This window comes from Gilliamella sp. ESL0405 (assembly GCF_019469205.1).
GTDB lineage: Bacteria > Pseudomonadota > Gammaproteobacteria > Enterobacterales > Orbaceae > Gilliamella.
The window spans coordinates 776,027-793,871 of sequence record NZ_CP048265.1 but is presented as its reverse complement, the minus strand read 5'-3'; the positions used below and the strand labels follow the sequence as shown (position 1 = coordinate 793,871).

20 protein-coding genes, 1 tRNA gene and 1 pseudogene are annotated in these 17,845 nt (G+C 32.9%); 10 read left to right on the top strand and 12 right to left on the bottom strand.

Translation table 11 applies throughout. The features are described from left to right. Nucleotides 1-13: 13 nt before the first annotated feature. Nucleotides 14-1,597 (bottom strand): mucoidy inhibitor MuiA family protein, encoded by a 1,584-nt coding sequence (locus GYM74_RS03645; RefSeq protein WP_220219138.1) that lies wholly within the window; start codon nt 1,595-1,597, stop codon nt 14-16. 214 nt (nt 1,598-1,811) lie between these two features. Between GYM74_RS03645 and nadR the strand changes: the two genes are divergently transcribed. Both nadR and pnuC read left to right on the top strand, forming a co-directional pair. Beyond that, entirely contained in the window at nt 1,812-3,047 is a 1,236-nt protein-coding gene (nadR, locus tag GYM74_RS03640) for a multifunctional transcriptional regulator/nicotinamide-nucleotide adenylyltransferase/ribosylnicotinamide kinase NadR (protein WP_220219137.1), read from the top strand. A 2-nt stretch (nt 3,048-3,049) separates the two neighbouring features. Continuing rightward, the gene (gene pnuC / locus GYM74_RS03635) at nt 3,050-3,742 is read left to right on the top strand and encodes a nicotinamide riboside transporter PnuC (protein ID WP_220219136.1); all 693 of its coding nucleotides are present in this window, start codon (nt 3,050-3,052) and stop codon (nt 3,740-3,742) included. Nucleotides 3,743-3,854: 112 nt separating this feature from the next. On the opposite strand, the gene GYM74_RS03630 is transcribed toward pnuC, so the two are convergent. Genes GYM74_RS03630 through GYM74_RS03605 form a run of 6 tightly spaced genes read right to left on the bottom strand, consistent with a single transcriptional unit; the run spans nt 3,855 to nt 7,362 of the window. Then, on the bottom strand, nt 3,855-4,481 hold the full coding sequence (locus GYM74_RS03630; RefSeq protein ID WP_220219135.1) for a protein-L-isoaspartate(D-aspartate) O-methyltransferase: 627 nt from the start codon (nt 4,479-4,481) through the stop codon (nt 3,855-3,857). A 5-nt stretch (nt 4,482-4,486) separates the two neighbouring features. After that, on the bottom strand, nt 4,487-5,509 hold the full coding sequence (truD, locus tag GYM74_RS03625; protein WP_220219134.1) for a tRNA pseudouridine(13) synthase TruD: 1,023 nt from the start codon (nt 5,507-5,509) through the stop codon (nt 4,487-4,489). Between the two features lie 15 nt (nt 5,510-5,524). Then, nucleotides 5,525-6,016: a 2-C-methyl-D-erythritol 2,4-cyclodiphosphate synthase gene (gene ispF / locus GYM74_RS03620; RefSeq protein ID WP_220219133.1), complete on the bottom strand. Its 492-nt coding sequence runs from the start codon at nt 6,014-6,016 to the stop codon at nt 5,525-5,527. Between the two features lie 12 nt (nt 6,017-6,028). Next, complete coding sequence (gene ispD / locus GYM74_RS03615; RefSeq protein WP_255556199.1) at nt 6,029-6,724, bottom strand: 2-C-methyl-D-erythritol 4-phosphate cytidylyltransferase; 696 nt, start codon at nt 6,722-6,724, stop codon at nt 6,029-6,031. A gap of 8 nt (nt 6,725-6,732) precedes the next feature. After that, nucleotides 6,733-7,029, bottom strand: a complete 297-nt coding sequence (gene ftsB, locus GYM74_RS03610; RefSeq protein WP_366915713.1) for a cell division protein FtsB — start codon at nt 7,027-7,029, stop codon at nt 6,733-6,735. A gap of 15 nt (nt 7,030-7,044) precedes the next feature. Further along, nucleotides 7,045-7,362 (bottom strand): TusE/DsrC/DsvC family sulfur relay protein, encoded by a 318-nt coding sequence (locus GYM74_RS03605; protein WP_220219132.1) that lies wholly within the window; start codon nt 7,360-7,362, stop codon nt 7,045-7,047. Nucleotides 7,363-7,554: 192 nt separating this feature from the next. Between GYM74_RS03605 and GYM74_RS03600 the strand changes: the two genes are divergently transcribed. Both GYM74_RS03600 and GYM74_RS12365 read left to right on the top strand, forming a co-directional pair. Then, a tRNA-Ser gene (locus tag GYM74_RS03600) sits at nt 7,555-7,642 on the top strand. 529 nt (nt 7,643-8,171) lie between these two features. After that, nucleotides 8,172-8,309: an integrase core domain-containing protein gene (locus GYM74_RS12365; RefSeq protein ID WP_220219131.1), complete on the top strand. Its 138-nt coding sequence runs from the start codon at nt 8,172-8,174 to the stop codon at nt 8,307-8,309. 82 nt (nt 8,310-8,391) lie between these two features. On the opposite strand, the gene GYM74_RS03590 is transcribed toward GYM74_RS12365, so the two are convergent. The 3 genes and pseudogenes from GYM74_RS03590 to GYM74_RS03580 all read right to left on the bottom strand — a co-directional run bounded on the left by GYM74_RS03590 (nt 8,392) and on the right by GYM74_RS03580 (nt 11,939). Then, entirely contained in the window at nt 8,392-9,708 is a 1,317-nt protein-coding gene (locus GYM74_RS03590; RefSeq protein ID WP_220219130.1) for a DUF6271 family protein, read from the bottom strand. 54 nt (nt 9,709-9,762) lie between these two features. Then, entirely contained in the window at nt 9,763-10,281 is a 519-nt protein-coding gene (locus tag GYM74_RS03585; protein ID WP_220219129.1) for a GNAT family N-acetyltransferase, read from the bottom strand. Between the two features lie 657 nt (nt 10,282-10,938). After that, nucleotides 10,939-11,939: pseudogene (locus GYM74_RS03580) on the bottom strand (integrase core domain-containing protein). 337 nt (nt 11,940-12,276) lie between these two features. Between GYM74_RS03580 and GYM74_RS03575 the strand changes: the two are divergent. Beyond that, a complete protein-coding gene (locus tag GYM74_RS03575; RefSeq protein ID WP_220219128.1) occupies nt 12,277-12,648 on the top strand; it encodes a hypothetical protein in 372 nt (123 codons plus the stop codon). Nucleotides 12,649-12,697: 49 nt separating this feature from the next. Next, on the top strand, nt 12,698-13,282 hold the full coding sequence (locus GYM74_RS03570; protein WP_220219127.1) for a TetR/AcrR family transcriptional regulator: 585 nt from the start codon (nt 12,698-12,700) through the stop codon (nt 13,280-13,282). A gap of 153 nt (nt 13,283-13,435) precedes the next feature. Here the strand turns inward: GYM74_RS03570 and GYM74_RS03565 are convergent, their stop codons facing one another. Continuing rightward, nucleotides 13,436-14,005: a TetR/AcrR family transcriptional regulator gene (locus GYM74_RS03565; protein ID WP_220219126.1), complete on the bottom strand. Its 570-nt coding sequence runs from the start codon at nt 14,003-14,005 to the stop codon at nt 13,436-13,438. Nucleotides 14,006-14,123: 118 nt separating this feature from the next. On the opposite strand from GYM74_RS03565, the gene GYM74_RS03560 reads away from it, so the two are divergent. The 4 genes from GYM74_RS03560 to GYM74_RS03545 all read left to right on the top strand — a co-directional run bounded on the left by GYM74_RS03560 (nt 14,124) and on the right by GYM74_RS03545 (nt 17,422). Further along, entirely contained in the window at nt 14,124-14,663 is a 540-nt protein-coding gene (locus GYM74_RS03560) for an HPP family protein (protein ID WP_220219125.1), read from the top strand. Nucleotides 14,664-15,022: 359 nt separating this feature from the next. Continuing rightward, the gene (locus GYM74_RS03555; RefSeq protein WP_370634050.1) at nt 15,023-16,060 is read left to right on the top strand and encodes an alpha/beta hydrolase; all 1,038 of its coding nucleotides are present in this window, start codon (nt 15,023-15,025) and stop codon (nt 16,058-16,060) included. A 104-nt stretch (nt 16,061-16,164) separates the two neighbouring features. Beyond that, nucleotides 16,165-16,902: a carboxymuconolactone decarboxylase family protein gene (locus GYM74_RS03550; RefSeq protein WP_220219123.1), complete on the top strand. Its 738-nt coding sequence runs from the start codon at nt 16,165-16,167 to the stop codon at nt 16,900-16,902. A gap of 19 nt (nt 16,903-16,921) precedes the next feature. Continuing rightward, nucleotides 16,922-17,422, top strand: coding sequence for a cupin domain-containing protein (locus GYM74_RS03545; protein ID WP_220219122.1), 501 nt, complete (start codon nt 16,922-16,924; stop codon nt 17,420-17,422). Nucleotides 17,423-17,447: 25 nt separating this feature from the next. Here GYM74_RS03545 and GYM74_RS03540 read toward each other — a convergent pair whose 3' ends face one another. Next, the gene (locus tag GYM74_RS03540) at nt 17,448-17,825 is read right to left on the bottom strand and encodes a hypothetical protein (protein ID WP_220219121.1); all 378 of its coding nucleotides are present in this window, start codon (nt 17,823-17,825) and stop codon (nt 17,448-17,450) included. Nucleotides 17,826-17,845 lie beyond the last annotated feature (20 nt).

Here is a 17,845-nt window from a genome sequence, read left to right as displayed (position 1 = left end):
TGTTTTAATGAAATTATAACCCTATTATATCGTCAACTCGATCTTTAGGATAAGTCAGTTTGAAACTTAAATTTAGAGTTTTACTTTCACTTGGGTTTAACTTCAATTGCCACGAGAGTTTGCCTGTTGTTTGGTCATATTCAGCGCCATCATATTTGGTATCATTAAGTGATATAATTTTATCTCTAATTACCGGTAGTTGGTCATAAACCATAATATCTATCGGTAATGATTTAGCATTTTTTACATCTATAGTATAAGCATATTTTTGTGTAATATCGTTACCAAAAAATGAAGGTTTAGATGTTTCATTCACATTGCGATTACGTGAAACATAAATATTTTTATCATGTCCCAGAGCAATATCAAGTGTATCTGGCAAATCCTCAGTATTAATAGAACTCTCACCAATATAATTACCCGCAAAAAATACTGTTAATTTACCTGGTAGGAGATTAAGTTTTTCCCAATCTGCGACTTTTGCTTGCAAATAAACACCATTATCCAATTTTGGTAATGCAACATATTGATATTTTGCTTCAACTTCTTTAGTTTGCAAAGTTAGCATATTATTTTTAGAATTGGATTTTATAGTATTGGGTAAATTAACCTTAAAAATGGTATTAATACCTAAAGTATTAACCGTAACATTATTTACATTTGAATTAACTTGATTCGAATAACTCCTGTAACGATTGCTGTCGTCCAAGACGACGTCAGCTGCCAGTTTTTTATACCCTTTACTGCTCACCGTTTCAATATACCATGGAAGGAAAAAAGGAGCAGTTATCCCTTTACTTGGATTAGATGTGGATAAAATAAAATCAACATCTTTCCAATCCAGGCCACTATTTTGATAAATATCAGCTTTATATGTTAAATACATTGGTGAATTTATATCATCAACTCGTACGTCATATGCAGGACTCCAACCAGCAACATTGGTGACATAAGATAATCTAATTGGTAAAGTGATATCTTTATTCGAATAAACCGTCACATTAATTGCATTAGTTGAGTTTTTGGTTGATTCTTCTAAATTCGTAATCTCCTCTTGGCATTTTAGAATTTGCTCTTTCAATTGGTCGATTTCTTTCTGTAATTTGTATTCTTCACTTAAAGCAGTAATTAAATTAGTTTTAATAAACTCCAACATATTTTTTAATTCAGTTACATTACTATTTGCCCCTTTTGATAGCAATTCCAAATGATTTCCACGTAAAAGAGTGACTTGTTCGGTTGTTGCTTGCAGTTGAATTTCAGTGTTATCGTATTTTTCTTGTAACTGTTTTAACTTTTCAAGTAATGGCTTTGCATCGTCGTTTTGTTTATTATCAATATAATTTTCGTTTAATGACGTTGATAAAACTTTTACGTCATTATCGTCAAATCCTACATTAATGGAGTTAGCTCTTGTGCCATTTGCAATATTGGTTAAAACTAATTGATTTTCACCTTTTTTTAATGAGACTCTAGACTCTCCTTCCAATTCTGCACCTTTCAAAAATAATGTTACTTTATTTAGTGTCACATTATTATCTGCAAAAGCACTTCCGGAGAAGCAAGCGATCAAAAGCACAACTGTTTTAATTTTCATGTAATTCCTTTCCTTAAATATAATCATAATAATAAAGTTGATAAGAACATTTTTATCAACAAAATGAATAAAGAGCTAGAACACAAAATCATTGTATGTCTAATTCCCTAAAAACACAAAATCATTAATATTAATTATTTTTGTTTAATATATTGAACATTTAATAAAAATAATGTAAATTTTGTTACAAATAAAAAACAGAGAAGGAAACAAAATGAATAGCTTCAGTTATTTAAAAAAAGCAATAAAACGCAAAAATTTATCCCTACAAACTGTTGCTGATGCCTGTCAAATGACAAAAGGTTATTTAAGTCAACTTGTTAATGACAAAATTAAGAATCCTAGCGCACAAAAACTACATTCACTTCATCAGTACTTACAAGTCGAAGAATCCGCCAAAGATAAAAAAATTGGTGTTATTTTTGGTAAATTTTATCCTTTGCATACCGGACACATCTATCTTATTCAACGAGCAATTAGTCAAGTAGATGAACTTTACGTTGTTCTCTGCTCTGATACTAACCGAGATATGGCATTGTTTGAACAAAGTGCGATGTCTCGCCAACCAACAATTAACGATAGAATTCGGTGGCTGTTACAAACGTTTAAGTATCAGAAAAACATCCATATAGAGCTTTTAGAAGAAGACGGTATTCCTGCTTACCCTAACGGTTGGCATCAATGGAGTGAACGTGTTAAAAAATTATTTAGAGAAAAAGGCATTAAACCTAACTGTGTTTACTCGAGCGAACCGCAAGATGTTTCGATGTATAAAGACTTATTTGATTTAGAGACAGTGCTAATCGATCCTACGCGGCAATTTATGCAAGTGAGCGGCACTCAAATCAGGCGAGCACCATTAAAAAATTGGCAATATATTCCAACTGAAGTAAGACCCTTTTTTGTAAGAACTGTCGCAATACTAGGTGGTGAATCAAGTGGTAAATCAACCTTGGTCAATAAATTAGCAAACGTATTTAATACTACCAGTGCTTGGGAATACGGCCGAGATTACGTTTTTTCTCAACTTGGTGGGGATGAAAGAGCTTTACAATATGCCGATTATGATAAAATTGCGCTTGGTCACGCTCAATACATTGATTTTGCAATAAAACATGCAAATAAGGTTTCGTTTATCGACACCGATTTTGTCACCACTCAAGCCTTTTGTAAAAAATATGAAGGCAAAGAGCATCCTTTCCTACAAGCAATGATCAACAACTATCGTTTCGATTTGGTCATTTTATTGGGCAACAATACCCCTTGGGTCGCAGACGGTTTACGACATTTAGGCAGTCCAAAACAACGTAAAGATTTTCAACAATTGCTTATTACATTGTTAGAAAAAAATAATATTAACTATATTCAAATAGATTCACCCGATTATGAAGAACGTTACTTACGCAGTATCGAATTGGTTAATCAACTTATTAATGATGAAGAGTATTAATTATGAATAAATTAAGCCAAATAGTTATATCAGTAGGACGCAACAAGTTATATCCGTACTTTTGTATACTTTGTGTCACTATCGCCTTTTTATTTACCGACCCTTTTGAACAATTAGATTTACGTTACTCTGTTTCTTACATAGGTGCTGTGTGTGGTTTATTATGTGTTATTTTATTAGCCAAACGTAAGAATATGGGCAACGTTGTTGGAATGCTGGCTGTGATGGCTGAGTGTTGTGCCAACTTTTTAGGTGGCAATATCGGGGCTGGGTTACCAACATTTTATTATTTTGGTTCACATATTTATGGCTTGTTCACTTGGAATAAAAATCAAGACAATAATGACAAGGTCAAAGTACGTTCGTTAAATGAACAAATATTTCTTTGCTCCATAATTTTCCTGATTGCTGCTGTGTTTTTCAATGTTTATTTGACCAACACATTAAGTGTTGATAACACAATCTATCAACTTATTACCAACAGTTTTATTTTTGGTTTAGGCGTGGTTGCTCAGTTACTGTTAATGATGCGATATGCTTTTAACTGGTATTTATGGGTAATATTAAATGTGTTAGTCATTGGATTAAATATTTATACCAATAATATTGTGATAGCGACCCAGTATCTGATTTACTTATTTAATGCGATTTATGGTATCTGCGAATGGAAATTATCAGAACAAAAAAATAGCTGATTTAAGTTAATACTGCTAGCGATACTCAAAAGAAAAAAGTACTAACACTAAAAGAGTAAAAACTAAGTTATTAGCATAGTCATAAAAGCCATCATTCTAACTGGTGGCTAGTTTATGCAATATCGCCTTTAACTAAGGGAACAAACCTTACATCCCCCATATTTTTAGAAATAAAGTTATCACCATCACGTTCAATCAATTGCAAAATCTGCTTATTCTCACCAACAGGAATCACTAGTCGGCCTTTATTAGCGAGCTGTGCTAACAAGTTTTGCGGTACTTCTGAAGCGGCAGCTGTAACAATTATGCCATCGAATGGTCCTCTTTCTGCCCACCCTAACCAGCCATTACCATGACGTGTTGAAATATTATGAATATCAAGTTGTTTTAAGCGACGCTTAGTGTTCCATTGTAGGCTTTTAATTCTTTCAACCGAACATACATGATCGACTAATTTAGCTAATATCGCTGTTTGATAGCCGGAACCTGTTCCAATTTCAAGGACTTTAGAATTTGGCTCTAATCTAAGCAGTTCAGTCATTCGGGCGACAATATAAGGCTGAGAAATAGTTTGACCACTACCAATTGGCAGTGAACGATTATCGTAAGCTTGATGAGAAAGCGCTTCGTCAACAAATAATTCACGCGGAATTGAAGCAATTGCACTCAAAACACGATTATCTTTTATCCCTTGCTGCTTAAGTAATTTAATTAAAGACTGCATTTTCAAACTTTGCATTTGTGTTACTCATTTCTTATTATCAATTCACGTATCACACTTGTTGCGTAACTACCAGATGGCAAATAAAAACTAATTTCAAGACTATGTTCTCCCAACCATTGCCAGTTTAATTGCTCCGGACGTAGTAATAATGATCGTCTTGCCGTTTCAAGACGCTCTTTTTTAAACAGATCAGCAAAATTAGACCATTTGTTCAAACAGCTTTGCTCAAATTGTAAAGCAACACCTTGCGTATTTAAAGATGAGTCACCAACCATTGGAGCAGTAATATTGATCTCTCCTTGTTGCAAGCGTTGTTGTAATGTTGCTATTTCATCCGCTTTAGAAACAAACCAACTGCCACGATTGGCAAGCTGCAATATATCACCTTCAAGCACATTTTGATGAATGTTCTGTTCAATTCGTTGACTAACAATATCATTAAAGATAGCACTACGTGCCGCAGACAAATAAAAACTACGTTTCTTTCTATCTTTAACCGATATTTCTCCTTGTGCCCATTTGATAGCTTGTTCAATATTATTTTGGTCACGCCCAAATCGTTGTTCACCAAAATAGTTAGGAACGCCATGCTGTTTTATTAATGCTAGTTTTGTTTCTATCTCAGCATGCTGACTTAACTCTTTTAAAATAATCTTAAAATGATTGCCCTGTAAAGCACCAATCTTGAGTTTTTTGTTATGTCGAGTCACTCGCTTTATCTGACAACCCGCTAAGTCAAAATTGGTAAAATCGGGCGTTTCTTGTCCTGGCATATGTAAACTAAACCATTGTTCAGTCACTGCCTGGCGATCTTTTAATCCAGCGTAACTTACTTGTTTAGCGGCAATACCAACATATTTTGCCAATTGCTCTGCAACAAAAACCGTATTGCAATCTCTTTTTTGAAGATAAACAAGAACATGTTCACCTTCCCCAGTAAGCTCAAAGCCTAGCTCTTCTTGAACAATAAAATCTTCATATTGTTGCTTATAAATTCCAGCTGTGGTTGGTTTTCCATAAAAATAATTTAGTTCTGCTAACACGTATAATGCCTACTTTTAGGTTGGATTTTTTGTTGATTTTTTTATTAACAATACTACCGCTTCACAAGCTATACCTTCTTTACGTCCGGTAAAACCTAATTGCTCAGTTGTGGTTGCTTTTACACTGATTTGATCATAATGAACGTTAAGATCTTCAGCAATGTTGACTCGCATCTGATCAACATATGGGCGCATCTTAGGCTCTTGAGCAATAATTGTTGTATCCAAATTCGCAAGCACAAAACCTTTTGCTTGAATAATAGAGTAAACTTCTTTTAATAATATTCGGCTATCAATGCCTTTATATTTAGAATCGGTATCGGGAAAAAGTTTACCTATATCACCTAAAGCGAGTGCACCAATTAAAGCATCAGTAATGGCATGTAAAACGACATCACCGTCAGAGTGTGCAATTAACCCATATTGATAAGGAATTTTAACTCCTCCTAGGGTAATCGGTCCTTCACCACCAAATTTATGCACATCAAATCCATGACCTATTCTCATATTTTACCTATTTTAAATCTGCTCAGTTAAATAAAAAGAGGCTAAGAGTAAATCTTCTGGTCGAGTTATTTTTATATTATCTCGACGGCACTCAACCAATAAAGGATGGCCACCACAATACTCAATAGCTGAAGCTTCGTCAGTTATTGCCACTTGATGAGTTAAAGCTTTTTTTAAGCAAGATTTCAACTCAGCGGTTTTAAATAATTGTGGCGTTGCCGCTCCCCATAAAATAGTACGATCAATTGATTGCTCAATGATTGTATCGTTATCTTGATAAGCTCGTTTAATGGTATCACTAACACGAGTTGCTAAGATGCCGCCTTGTTGTTGTCTTGTAACTGTTTCAATCAAACGAGTGATATCTTGGTGAGCAACACAAGGTCTTGCAGCATCATGCACTAATGCCCATTGATCATCATGTAGTAATTGTAAACCAGCTAAAACCGAATCCGCTCGGGTTTTACCGCCAATAGTGACACTAATTTTCGGATGCGATGCAATTGACAGTGTATTAAATAATTCATCCTTAGAACTAATAACAACAATAATTTTGGCTATTTGGGGATGTGTTAATAATTTATTTAACGTATGTTCTAAAACTGTCATTGTTCCTATTTTTAAATATTGTTTAGGTGTTTGGCTATTCATACGGGAACCTATACCCGCAGCAGGAACAATCGCAATAATATTACTTGTATTTGTCACGTAAAGCCTTATTGTTGTTGAGTGTTAGAATCAATGATAATTCGATAAAAATATTCGTCTGGTTTAACCATTCCTAAATGACTGCGTGCTCGCTCTTCTACCGCCTCAAAACCACGCTGTAAATCATTAATTTCAGCAAACATTTGTTCATTGCGGCTTTTCAATTTTTCATTTTCCTGATGAAGATTGGCTAACATCTGCAAGTTATCTTGATAATCATGAATATTATTCTTACCGTACCATAATGAGTATTGCAAGTAACCCAGCACGATCAATAATATTAATGGTAGTTTCCATCTCATCATCTGTTTTCCCTTAACCTAAATACATTTAACTGGTTTAGGTAGACCTGCAAGTTTTGTCGCTTGTTTTGCAGGACCATCCGGAAATAATTTATACAAATAACGGCTGTTGCCTTTTTCAGCACCAAATTTTTTTTCCATAGCTTTGACTAAAGCTCGAATTGCGGGAGAAGTTTTATATTCTAAATAAAATTCACGAACAAATAAGATAACTTCCCAATGTGCATCAGTTAATTCAATCGACTCTTTTTCAGCTAATTGAGGTACTAAATCAGCAGTCCAATCCTGCCAATTTTTTAAGTAACCTTTATCATCAGTATCAATTTGCGTTAACATTTTTTCAATACGTTATTTTATTTGCGCTGTATTATACTCAATTAATTTGATTCCAACACTATTTTTGATGAGCAAAGCATCATCAAGTGCGCAATTTTCACAAAATATGATGAAATTTAGAGCGATCAACAAAAAATATTAAAAAAGCTATTTACAAATAACTCCGTCTCCTTTAATATTCACAGCCATTGCGGAAGTGTGGCTGAGCGGTTGAAAGCACCGGTCTTGAAAACCGGCGAGGGGCGACCCTCCCAGAGTTCGAATCTCTGCGCTTCCGCCATCTATTTTTTATTCAAAATTCACATTATTATAAAGTTATCCATTTTTATCTTTTACATTTTAGATCGGATTTTATTTTTCCTTCAATTACTCACTCTTTAAGAGTTACCTAAGTCAATATTAGGATGAGAAAGCCAACTGAAAAATATCATAGCCGTTTTGTATTTATTATTAAATAAGTCTTTCCCTACCTGCAGAATTCAATACATAAAAACTTATTGGAGAATTATTAATTGCAAGGCTAATTGAAAAACTTGCAACATTATTTGTAAAAAATAAAGTGTGCAATTACAGCGCTGGAAATGGTCTTTCACTTCTCATTAAGGATTCAGGGGCTAAGTCTTGGATATTTCGTTTTAGCTTAGATAAAGCATAAAATTGGTCTTTGAGTCAAGCGTATCATATTTAAATTGATTAGTTGATGCTTTATAACATAGCTAAGATTGTCTCTTAGAAAGGCATATTATTTACCGTCCTCATTCCGCAAGCAGTAGAATATCGCTAGAGGTATATGAACATTAGCATCAACAATGCTATTAAGGTGTGTACTTTTCTTATTTTGCCAGGGATCAAGAAGCCAAGCAGAAGTACATTATGAAATTGATAAATGGTGCAAAGATTACAACCATTTTCAAACTAGGCCTCATAGTGCATTAAATTATTTTTAACCCATTAAATATACTATAAAAACGGCTAAGTATATAATCTCATTTGTGGAAAGGTACTGTTACCAGATAAAGCTTAGAGGGATTATAACCCAAAATCGATAAAATCCATTAAATTCATTTTTTTGGCTTGTTCAATTATTTTATTCCAATTATTTAAGAGGTTAGCGTGTAAGAGGTATTCTTCATTACATTCAGCAATACATTTTGCAGTGACTTTCCTTAATTCTTGTCCTATCTTTGAATAATTTTCATCAAAATCTAATAAAACTTCATCAATAATTCTGACTATACGCTCTTCCCTTTTAGTCTCATTAGAAACAAATGATGTTATTTTTTCAGAAAGAGTTTCACACATTTGTTGAGAAACGAAGCAATCATCATAATCACAAAAGTTATCAATAAGCTTATCGTTGTAAATACTCCCATACAGTGAAAAATAATCTGCAAATTTCAACATCCCATACCAATATTTTAGTTTTTTATCATAGTCAAATCTTTCGTCATGATATTCATGAAACACAGGCCTAGTATGATGTACAGATGGGTAACCTAATGCAGTCGAAGTATCAAAAGCGAAATAATCCGCTGCTAATGTATTTTTACCAGGTAAGTTTGGTAGAAATTCAAATAGTCGATAGACACTAACATTACCACAGTCAGGATTGCATCCATCGTTAACAGAAGTAACTAAGGAAATAACATCATTTTTAGGAATTGGTTGATCTAATTTGAATATATCATCGCAAATATCAACAATATGCTCAGATTTAAAACCAAGTAGTTCATATATTTTATATACATAGTCATACGAGATTTTTGCAAAATCTTTTACATCAAGATTCCATTCACCTAAATAATTTCCACCAACTACAAGTATTCGTCTTTTATCGTCTATATCTTGCTTATTAATTTTGATACCTAGCTCATTAGCTATTTCTATTATTTGTTTACCCAAATACTTTAACTCAAACTCAATTGGATAAACCTTTCTGGCTTCACTTCTTCTATCAAATAATAAACAAGTATCTGAATCTCTTCTATGATAGGCATCTGCCCCCATTGAACAAGCAAATAAACCCAATTTATTTGTTGCCGTAGCATAATCAGTACCTGTATAAGTAAAAATCTTATAAAAATCATCATTCATATTTTTAAAAAGTGACTTAAAATACTTTTTCTGTATATCTACAGAAAGATGTAGAATATTTAATTCAGGATATTGATTCTTTAATGATTCAATAATTTTATGATTTTCAATATATGAAAATTCATTAGTTTCAACTATAATGAGAGGAATATTAACTTGTAAAACCTCATTCGCATATAAAACCTCCTTTATATAACTACTAACACTATCTTTAATACTTCTATTTGTTGGTATAAAAAATACTGATTTCACATTAACTCCTTAATTAACTGAATTAATAATTAATTTTTCAACGAACGATAATAGCTAAAATAATTTTTCAAACACATAATATTTAAAATCTTTAGCTCCCCATGTTTTTTTAAATTGCCTTAATGTATCACTATGTGAAAACCCTAAATTGATATAATCCATATCAGAATACTCATTAATAATATGTGAAAGTACTTTATGATTTGGTTTAAATTTTAATGAAATACTATCACTAGCGTTTATCCAGTAAAAAATATTATTCTTTGATTTTAGAATAATACTGCCAGATACAATTTTGTCATTATAGTGAGCTAAATATAATTCTGCATTTCTCTCATCATTAAGCAAATCTTCGATCAAAGGTAAACTGATACAATATTTTGCTTGAACTTTTTCCATGGTTTTTATATATAAATCATAAAAAAGCATTAGATCTCTACGATTACTTTTATTATAACGATGAACTGTTATTTGATTTTTTTCTGCACATCTAATATCTGTTCGAACACTACCTTTAAACAAGTTATGACCTAACTCTCTAAATTCTTGCATTACAATTATTTGAGTAGTCATTTCGGTTTTCATATAATCTTTTATGTTTTCTACAGAAAGTTCGCAAGGAAAAAGAGGAGGGATTATTATTTTTTTTATGTCTATGTCGTGAATAATTTTTAGATTAGAAATTATTTCTTCAAGAACAAAACAATTTGGTGGTGCGGGGAATATACCACCATAACCTATGACACCAATTTGGTATATTTTATCGATTTCATTGTAAAATAGATCAATCTTGTAATTTCTATTTGCGACATTAATTACTATATCTATATAATTAAATTGAAAATATTTAGTTATGATGTTTTAAAATAATTCTCATAAAAACAGCAATGATACGATTGTGGTTTATTTATCATTCTCTCCACTCCATCGTTAAAAAAACACTTTATCTAAATAATATTTGTTTTTAAATTTCTTAAATAAAAAGCTATAAATAACATTTAATTGTATTACAAAAAATAAATAGATTTACTTTTTTACGCTAAACATATTATCTATATATAGTAATTTCAAATCTTAGTAAATATAAAAGATCAATATTTGAGAGCCAGATCAAAAAAATAGTTTACTGTCAAATTAATTATAAATGAGAGTTGTTAAAAACAACATTTGTACTAAGGTAATATAACTGAACTTTTCCCAATAACAGTACCACTGCTTAAATGAGATTATTCATACTAAGTAAGCCACTTGTTTAGCATATTCAACAGATGACAAATAATTTAATAAACTATGAGGTGGAAGATAATTGTAATGTTCGCGCCATTTATCAGTTTCATAACGTGCTTCATTTACCCCCCTAAACCAATGCCGATTTAGGTATTCATTTCTGAATTTGCCATTTAAACTTTCAACAAAGGCATTTTGCGTCGGTTTTCCAGATTGAATAAAATTTAACGTTGTGTCTGTTTCTTTAGCCCCCCATAAAATAGCTTTGCTTGTAAGCTCGCTGCCATTATCACAAGTAATATATTGAGGTTTATTCCTTATTTCTATCCACTGGTTTAAAATCTTGCCACTTGCTGACCACTGATTGAGATTGAAATTAGTTGACCTATCAACCATCGTTCATTTACATTTGATGGTAATAATAATGGCACTCTTTGACGATGAATTTTACCTCTCTTTTTGGTTCTAACTTGCCGTTTTTCTTCACAATATAACCGATAAGTTTTCTTTTTATTTTTAATTAGGTCCTCTGATTTTAATAAGCTGTATAACATTAAATTCCCATATCTTCGATACTAACTAGCCAGCTCTTTTGTATGAGCTCTTAGCCCGTCATCTAACTTTGCTTTGGGCTTAAACCGATAGACGATCCGACTCAAATTAGACAAATAACATGCTCTACCCTCGGCTAATTTAGAAGTATCAATTAGATGTGTTGCAACCCATAGCCGTTTTGCAACAATATCCACTTTTTTGATAACACATCTTTCATCGTTTCTACTTTTAGAATTCTTTCAGTAAGGAGATTTTTTAATTTATTATTTCTAATTCAAGCTCTTTCAATCGCTTAGCTTCATTCACTTCAAGCCCGGCATATTTACTACGCAAGTTATAAATGTACCCGATGGAATACCTAACTCTCGACATAAGTCGTCAAGCTTGGTTCCCACTTCATGGCACTTAATTGCTTTGATGATTTGTTCTTCGGTGAATCGTTTTTTCATAATATGATCTCCTTGTTTGGTTAATTCTAATGAAATTTCATTTAAGTTCTGGTATTTATTTCGGGGGAAAGGTCAGTGGTTATGCTTGTTGGAAAATCCAAATGATAAAAAAGATTTAGAAGCAGTAAATTATTGATATTGAGCGCACCATTCATTTAGTGAAGCAATTTTCTCTTGCTTATTATTAAAAAACGAGCGAAGAAAAGAAACTTTATTTAATAAAACTCTTAATGATTACTATAGACCCTATAAATAAATTTGTGTATTTGCCTATTTTTGAACTACGATAACGAGTAAAAAATGGGTAGATATAAATGGACGAAAAAAAATAAGAGAAATGGCCGCAGAGCTCGCCAAAGGCATTAAAACTCAGGAAGATTTAGGAAAATTAGACGGCGGATCTGTGCGGGTTCCGGTAATTACAGGATCAATGATAGATCTTACTTTAAATCTAGAGAAAGAAGTGACAGAACAACTAGTAAATGATACTATTAAACAAGCAACTAGCTCTAAAACAATAGATGGTATTCTCGTTTATATAGAAGATGAAATTGTTTCATCTGATGTTATTAAAAATCCAGCTTCATCTATTTTCGACTCTAAGCTCACTAAGGTCATCGATGGCAAATTACTCAAAGTTGTTAGTTGGTATGACAATGAATGGGGTTTTTCAAATCGTTTAGTAGATACTATTTTACAGATTGAATAAATAATTATAATCATACCATCGACTGGTGGTATGGTGTTTTATGGTGAAAATGAATAACAAACAAAATTCTAAAGAAAAGTTGATCAAAGCTATGGCTGAGCTCCTATTAGAAAAAGGTCTAGCTGCTACTAGCCCAAGAGATATTTTGACTCGTGCTGAAGTCGGTCAAGGTAGCCTCTATCATTATTTTAATGGTAAAGAGGATCTGTGCCTACATGCAATAAAATATAATGTCGATCAACTTATAAGTTTTAATGCTTCAGTGCTAAATACAGATAAAAATGCATATAATAAACTTTCAGATCTGTTATTTAAAGCTCGTAATATAGATAGAGGATGTGTGGTTGGTCAAATGGCTCGAGATAGAGCTATTATGGAAAACAAAAAGTTAGCGTCAGAGGTTAATCGTGGATTTGAGTCTATGAAGAAAACGCTAGAAAGTCTTATAAAAATTGGGATTGCTGATGGTAGTATTTCTAATATTCTTGCACCATTAGAAGCAGCAACGCTCTTAATGTCTACTTTGCAAGGTGCTTATATTTCTGCAAAAGGATTGCAAGATGACTCTTATTTCCATATAACTATTAATACATTATTGAAGATATTTACTCCACAACATAAGTTTCACAATTAGGTTTGTTTTTATACTTACCATTTATCAATTTTACAAATTACCAGTCGTTGATTATCTGAGAGCTTCTCACTAAAAAAGTGAACAGATGTCGTTTCTAGGAATTAGATAAAAATCGTAGGAGAAAATTTTATAGTTATTTTAAATTTAGCATTCTTATTTGTGTACTGAATTCCTATCCAACAACTCTAACACTAAATTAATAGCATCTTGTTCAATCTGATCATTAAGATTCTTATCATTTTTATACTCCACACCAATATTAATAAGTCCTTCAAGAATCACCATCAGTTTATTTGTCAAAGACTCTTTATCAGAATAATCTTCAAGTTTTGAATAAATTAGGCCTCTAACAAATTCTTTATGTTCTTTAAGTATATCTGATATGCAAGGCAAGGTTTCACGCATTTCCTCTACTGCTCGCGTGAATAAACAGCCGTTATAATCCACTTCGGAAAACCATTTTTTATGCCATTTAAATATTCCCAAAATAGCATTTTTTCCATTAAGCCCAGTAATAGAATCCTCAAGCTTTGAACGGAATATTAAGTCTCTATGTTTTAATACTTCCACTATAAGTTTATCTTTACTTCCAAAATGATTGTATAAAGTGGTTTTAGAGCAGCCTGACATATCCCTAATTTCATCAACGCCTACACTCGAAAAACCAGTTCGATAAAACAGTTTTTCAGCAGTCTTTATAATTAATTCATATGTTTTTTTCAAAATAAATCACCTAAATAAATTGTAAAATGAACAGATCTGTACTACCATTGAATTTGCGTACAGATCTGTTCACATTATTATCTTGTCATACATTATAACTTACAAGGAAAAACAATTAATGAAATTCTTTTTTTGGGGTAGTGAAAAACTACCTAGTAGGCCTAAATTACTTGAATTATTTCAAGGACTGTTAGGCGGGACTTTGGCAATTTTAACGCTGGAGTGTCTGACGATCTATTCAGGCTGTTATTTTATAATGGCTCCGTTTGGGGCTTCGTGTGTCATTTTATTTGCTGTTTCTCAGTCTCCTCTTGCACAACCAAGAAATGTAATTTTAGGGCATCTTATATCAGCATTTATTGGTTTAGTATTTTTGAAATTGTTTGGTGATTCAGCTTTTGTTACTGCTTTAGCTGTAGGTTGCGCTATTGCAGCAATGCAATTCTTTAGATGTGTACATCCACCAGCAGGCGCTAATCCATTGGTTATATTGTTAACAGCAAATCAGGTTAATTACGATTTCAACTTTTTGTTGTTTCCTGTGCTCTCAGGTTCCCTTTCTTTAGTAATAATAGCCTATGTGGTTAACAATCTACTATCAAAAAGTAAGTGGCCAGTTTATTGGTTAGCATTTTTCAATAATAAAAAGAACGAGTAATAAATATGCCTTTAATTGAGATAAATATTTATTGGATAGCTTAGCAAAAGGTGCAAAGACTATAGCTAATAGTGATATCGATGCAGCGGTTAACATTTCGGAAAAGACAAAGCAGTAACCACTGTTGTTTTAAATAATTTTTAAAATAGCTCGCGCGAATATTTACATGTTAGATTGAATAAAATTCAATCTCCTCTATTTCTTGAGATAAATAGGCATACATTTGCAAAAATTGTATATTTAAGTAATTTGATAGACGACTATAATTTTCCTCATATTAAATTTTATTCATATTTGATTAAAGCCGATTAATTTTAGGTTTTAATCAATATAAAGAGGAAATAAAAATGATTAAAAAAATGGTTATGGCAACGGTTGTTTCAGCCTCATTAGCTGGTGGTGCAGTCGCTGATGATTATCGAAAAAATCCATTTACATTGACTTATCAAGGTGCGATTACTGAAAATATAAAAGGTAAAGTTAATATTCATCCTGTTACCTACCAACTTCATGGCATTAAAATAGTTGCTAATATTTATACCCCTCCTAATTATGACCCGACAAAAAAATATCCTGTAGTAGTTGTTGCTCATCCAAATGGTGGAGTTAAAGAACAAGTCGCAGGGCTTTATGCTCAACGCTTAGCTGAGCTTGATTATATAACTATTGCAGCTGACGCTGCTTATCAAGGTGGTAGCGGAGGTGAGCCACGTTATGTGGATAAACCAGCTAATAGAATTGAAGATATTCATGGTATGGCAGACTATATAAGCCAATACGCAGGTGCCGATACCGATCGAATTGGTTTGCTTGGAATCTGCGGTGGAGGCGGTTATTCAATCAAAGCTGCACAAACTGATAAACGGTTTAAAGCTGTGGCTACATTAAGTATGTTTGATTCAGGTTTAGTTCGCCGTAATGGTTATATGGATTCTCAGTTAGATACTATTCAACAGCGATTAAAACAAGCTACTGATGCAAGAGCTCAAGAAGCCGCTGGGGGTAATGTTATTTACGTTGGTGGAGATAATAAGTTAACTAAAAACCAAATTGCGAGTTTGCCTTTCGAACTCTATCGTCAAGGAATGGAATATTATCAATATACTCACGCCCATCCAAATTCAAGTTCTAAATACACTATGAGCAGTTTACTTGATTTGATGCGTTTTGATGCGGCCAGCAATATGGATCTAATAAATCAACCATTATTGATGATGGCTGGTAGTAAAGCTGATTCTTTATATATGACAGAAAAAGCGTTCAAAGGTGCTACGGGAACAAAAAACAAAGAACTCTATCTTATCCCTGACGCAACACATATCGAAACCTATTGGGTACCTAAATATGTTGATCAAGCTGTAGATAAATTAATTCAATTTTACGGTAAAAATCTCTAAACATTAATTCTAATACATTTTAAAAACGGTACAAAGTGTTCAATTTTTTGTAACGATGAGTGAGTTACGATGCATTGTACCGTCTATTTTACAGGAACAACGATATGTTTAATAAGTTTCGATTATTTTTTGCCAGCATTCTGCTGGCAATATTTAGTAGTGGTTCAAATGCCAATACTTTACCGGAGAGTGAAAGTTCAACTCTTACACCAAAACAACAAAGTATCATATTAATTGCTGCTTTAACCGCTCAAGGTGATTTGGAGTCATTAGCTGCGGCATTAGATGAAAGGCTGACGCGCGATTTAACAATTAATGAAATAAAGGAAATATTGATTCAAATGTATGCTTATACAGGTTTTCCTCGTAGTTTAAATGGTATTATTACTTTTGAAAAAGTTCTTAAAAGTCGTCAAGAAAAAGGGATTTATGATGAGATTGGCGTAGAACCTAATCAAGTTCGTACAGACAAAAGTAAATACGAGATAGGCAAAGAAAATTTAGCCTTACTAACTGGCGTTCTTCCATCTGGTCATTCAGCTGGCTATGCTGCATTTGTGCCTACCATTGAAGTTTTTTTAAAAGAGCATCTATTTGCAGATATTTTTGAACGTGGTGTATTAGATTATCAGACTCGTGAATTAATAACGGTATCTGCCTTAACCAGTTTAGGTAATGTAAACGCACAACTCAAATCACATATTAATGTAAGCATGCATAATGGTATAACTGAGTCACAATTACGAGATTTAATTGCTTTAATTAATAATCATATTGATAAAGATATAGCCAACAATGCAACAACAGTGCTTAACCAAGTCTTGAGCAATCGTCAACAATAACTTCAATCTGGAAAACAACATGAAAAGTACATGGCTAACAACACTCTTTTTGTTTACTTTCAGCTTTAGCGCTCCTAATGTTGTAGCTAACGATCAGGAGGAAATTAAGGTGGATGATAAGATTTATATTATTCGACATAACATAAATACAATGGTTAAAGGCTCAGAAAATAATTTTACCGGATATGTCACTATCTCACCATTAATTACAGCTAAAGATCCATTAGATAAATCCGCTGGATATGTTACTTTTCAAGCAGGTGCAAGAACCAATTGGCATACTCATCCTAATGGCCAGATGCTAATTGGCGTAGCCGGTAAAGGACGTGTTCAAAAATGGGGTGATGACATAATTGAGATTAATCCGGGTGAAGTTGTATGGGTACCTGCTGGCGTCAAACATTGGCATGGTGCGTCACCTGACTATTATTTTACCCATTTTGCTCTTGCCGATATTGTCGATGGTAAAAGTAGTGATTGGCTTGAAAAAGTAACTGAATCACAATATCAGAGTAAATAAAATTAACTCAGGTTTAGGATGAAAATCATCTAAAACACTCTGTTGTTAATGCCGCACATTCATTATTTGTATATTGTTTATCTAATATTGTTAAGGTCGTTTTAATGGTTGGCTTATATTGCTCCAGTGAGGCATCATCTTTGTTTCGGGTTTCCGCTTTTTTCGCACTCAGGTAAAATTCTTTTAAACTGCTGGTTTCTATAATCTCTTTAAAATCAAACCAGTCCCAACAACTGACTTTTTTTACGCCTTCATGGCCGATGGCTGCCCAACCAAGGACAGGTAAATTGTTACTGCCTAAGGCATCTTTTTGGATTAAAATCCATAACGTACCTTTGTCGTCAACTGCGCGGGCATTTTCTGCTTGAAATTCTTTATCATCCAGAGTAAATATCATCGGCATTTGAACCACGTTTTGGCTGC